The sequence below is a fragment of the Spirosoma arboris genome, from assembly GCF_009754945.1.
GTDB classification, from domain to species: domain Bacteria; phylum Bacteroidota; class Bacteroidia; order Cytophagales; family Spirosomataceae; genus Spirosoma; species Spirosoma arboris.
This window is the reverse complement of sequence record NZ_WPIN01000045.1, coordinates 1-3,132: the sequence shown is the minus strand read 5'-3', so window position 1 is coordinate 3,132 and position 3,132 is coordinate 1. Positions and strand designations below refer to the sequence as shown.

General features: G+C 53.4%; 2 rRNA genes. Both read right to left on the bottom strand.

The features are described from left to right. Positions 1-9 precede the first annotated feature (9 nt). Positions 10-120 (bottom strand): 5S ribosomal RNA (gene rrf, locus GO755_RS40540). Between the two features lie 148 nt (positions 121-268). Next, positions 269-3,097, bottom strand: a 23S ribosomal RNA gene (locus GO755_RS40535). Positions 3,098-3,132: the final 35 nt, after the last annotated feature.

The following is a 3,132-nucleotide window of genomic DNA, read 5'->3' as shown; positions in this document are numbered from 1 at the left end:
ATTTCATTCAGGTGGCACCTTCCTACTCTCCCGCTTGTGACAGCAGTACCATCGGCAGTACGGGGCTTAACGGCTCTGTTCGAGATGGGAGAGGTGAACACCCGCCTTACCAGCACCAACCTGATTGACTCGTCTGATACCCTCCTTAGTGAAGGAGTTGTATCAATATCATATATGTCTTTTTTCCCACAGAGAGAGACCCTGATTACCTTGTCCTGCTACCTTCCTGTCAACTGCCAATCCTAGAACACATCCCTTTAAGCAATACCTTAACTCGCGTCCGGGGCCATTAGTATGACTCGGCTTAACATGTCTCCATGCCTACACCTGTCACCTATCAACGTCGTCGTCTACAACACCCCTTTATACCGGAACACTCATCTTCAGGCCAGTTTCGCACTTAGATGCTTTCAGCGCTTATCTGTTCCCCACGTAGCTACTCGGCCGTGCCTGCGGCCAAACAACCGATTCGCCAGCGGTGAGTCCATCCCGGTCCTCTCGTACTAAGGACAGATCCCGTCAGTATTCCCACGCCCACCACAGATAGGGACCGAACTGTCTCACGACGTTCTGAACCCAGCTCGCGTGCCACTTTAATCGGCGAACAGCCGAACCCTTGGAACCTTCTCCAGCCCCAGGATGTGACGAGCCGACATCGAGGTGCCAAACCTCCCCGTCGATGTGAGCTCTTGGGGGAGATCAGCCTGTTATCCCCGGCGTACCTTTTATCCTTTGAGCGATGGCCCTTCCATGCGGAACCACCGGATCACTATACCCTGCTTTCGCACCAGATCGGCTTGTAGGCCTCACTGTCAAGCTTGCTTCTGCTATTGCACTCCCCTGCCGATTACCGTCCGGCATGAGCAAACCTTGGGAAACCTCCGTTACCCTTTCGGAGGTGACCACCCCAGTCAAACTACCCACCAAACGCGGTCCTGTCTCCAGTTAGAACGCCAGTCAGCCAAGGGCGGTATTTCAAGGTTGGATCCATGATGCCTGGCGACACCACTTCACATCCTCCCGCCTATCCTACACATGCCTGACCGGCATTCAGCGTTAAGCTGTAGTAAAGGTGCACGGGGTCTTTCCGTCCCGTGGCGGGTAAGCGGCATCTTCACCGCTACTACAATTTCACCGAACTCATGGTTGAGACAGTGCCCAGATCGTTACACCATTCGTGCAGGTCGGAACTTACCCGACAAGGAATTTCGCTACCTTAGGACCGTTATAGTTACGGCCGCCGTTTACTGGGGCTTCAGTTCAAACCTTCGAGTTGCCCCTAAGCTCCCCCCTTAACCTTCCAGCACCGGGCAGGTGTCAGACCCTATGCGTCAACTTTCATTTTGGCAGAGTCCTGTGTTTTTGGTAAACAGTCGCCTGGGCCTCTTCTCTGCAGCCGCTGTTGCCAGACGGCCCCCCTTATCCCGAAGTTACAGGGTAATCTTGCCGAGTTCCTTAACCATGATTCTTTCGCGCACCTTAGAATATTCATCCCAGCTACCTGTGTCGGTTTACGGTACGGGTATCCATACGCTTAACGAACTACAACTTTTCTTGGAAGCCCCGTCAACTCTTCGCTTCAGCCGAAACCTCCGCTCAACGCCCTATTCCGTCAGGACCTAGAATCTCTGGCACTCCGTCATTGCACTTCCTGCATAGATAGTTTGGGAATATTAACCCAATCCCCCTCAAAGCCCGGCATTCGCCTGCTCCTTAGACCCCGACTAACCCTCCGATGACTGCCATCGCGGAGGAAACCTTAGCTTTTCGGTGTGAGGAGTTCTCATCCTCATTCTCGTTACTTATGCCTACATTTGCTTTTCTATGCGGTCCACCACAGCTCACGCTGCAACTTCACCCCCCATAGAATGCTCTCCTACCACAATACACTCTTGTGTATGTCCATACCTTCGGTGGTGTGCTTGATGCCCGTTTATTATCGACGCCCGCCCCGCTCGACCAGTGAGCTGTTACGCACTCTTTAAAGGAATAGCTGCTTCCAAGCTAACCTCCTGGCTGTCTCAGCAGCCGGACCGCCTTTGTTCAACTTAGCACACACTTGGGGACCTTAGATGATGGTCTGGGTTGTTCCCCTCTCGGAGCAGGACCTTAGCACCCTGCCCCTCACTGCCACGCACCTCTCTGCGCATTCGGAGTTCATCAGAAGTTGGTAGGATGTGACTCCCCCGCATCCTGTTGGTCGCTCTACCTCACAGACAGTAACACGTAACGCTGTTCCTAAAAACATTTCGGAGAGTACGAGCTATTTCTCAGTTTGATTGGCCTTTCACCCCTATCCCCAGCTCATCCGGAAGCTTTTCAACGCTTATCGGTTCGGCCCTCCACGGTGTGTTACCACCCCTTCAGCCTGGCCAGGGATAGATCACCAAGTTTCGCGTCAACCCCCACTGACTAGACGCCCTGTTCAGACTCGCTTTCGCTTCGGATCCGATCGTCAACGATCTTAACCTCGCCAGTGACGGTTACTCGTAGGCTCATTATGCAAAAGGCACGCTGTCACCCCACACTGGGGGCTCCAACCGCTTGTAAGTGCCTGGTTTCAGGATCTATTTCACCCGGGTACTCCCCGTACTTTTCACCTTTCCCTCACGGTACTCTGCGCTATCGGTCTTCTGATTGTATTTAGCCTTACCGGATGGTGCCGGCAGATTCAGAGGGAATTTCTCCGGTTCCCCCCTACTCAGGAGTCCCAACCCATGACGCCACTGACCGGTACGGGACTCTCACCCTCTATGGTGCACTTTCCCAAGTGCTTTCCGTTCGTCTTGTCATTTGATGTCAGGTCCTACTACCCCGACCACGCCGTAACGTGATTGGTTTGGGCTGTTCCCCGTTCGCTCGCCACTACTCAGGGAATCACAATTGTTTTCTCTTCCTGCGGGTACTTAGATGTTTCAGTTCTCCGCGTTTGCTCTCCGGAAAGGAGTGATAGTTCTTCAAACTACCGGGTTGCCCCATTCAGACACATACGGATCAGCCCCTGCCAGCGGGTCCCCGTACCGTTTCGTCGCTTGCCACGTCTTTCTTCGCCATCAGAAGCCTTAGGCATCCCCCAGACACCCTTTGCTGCGTGTTAACGCATACTTAAAAATGCTCTAGTATCTCAATTTG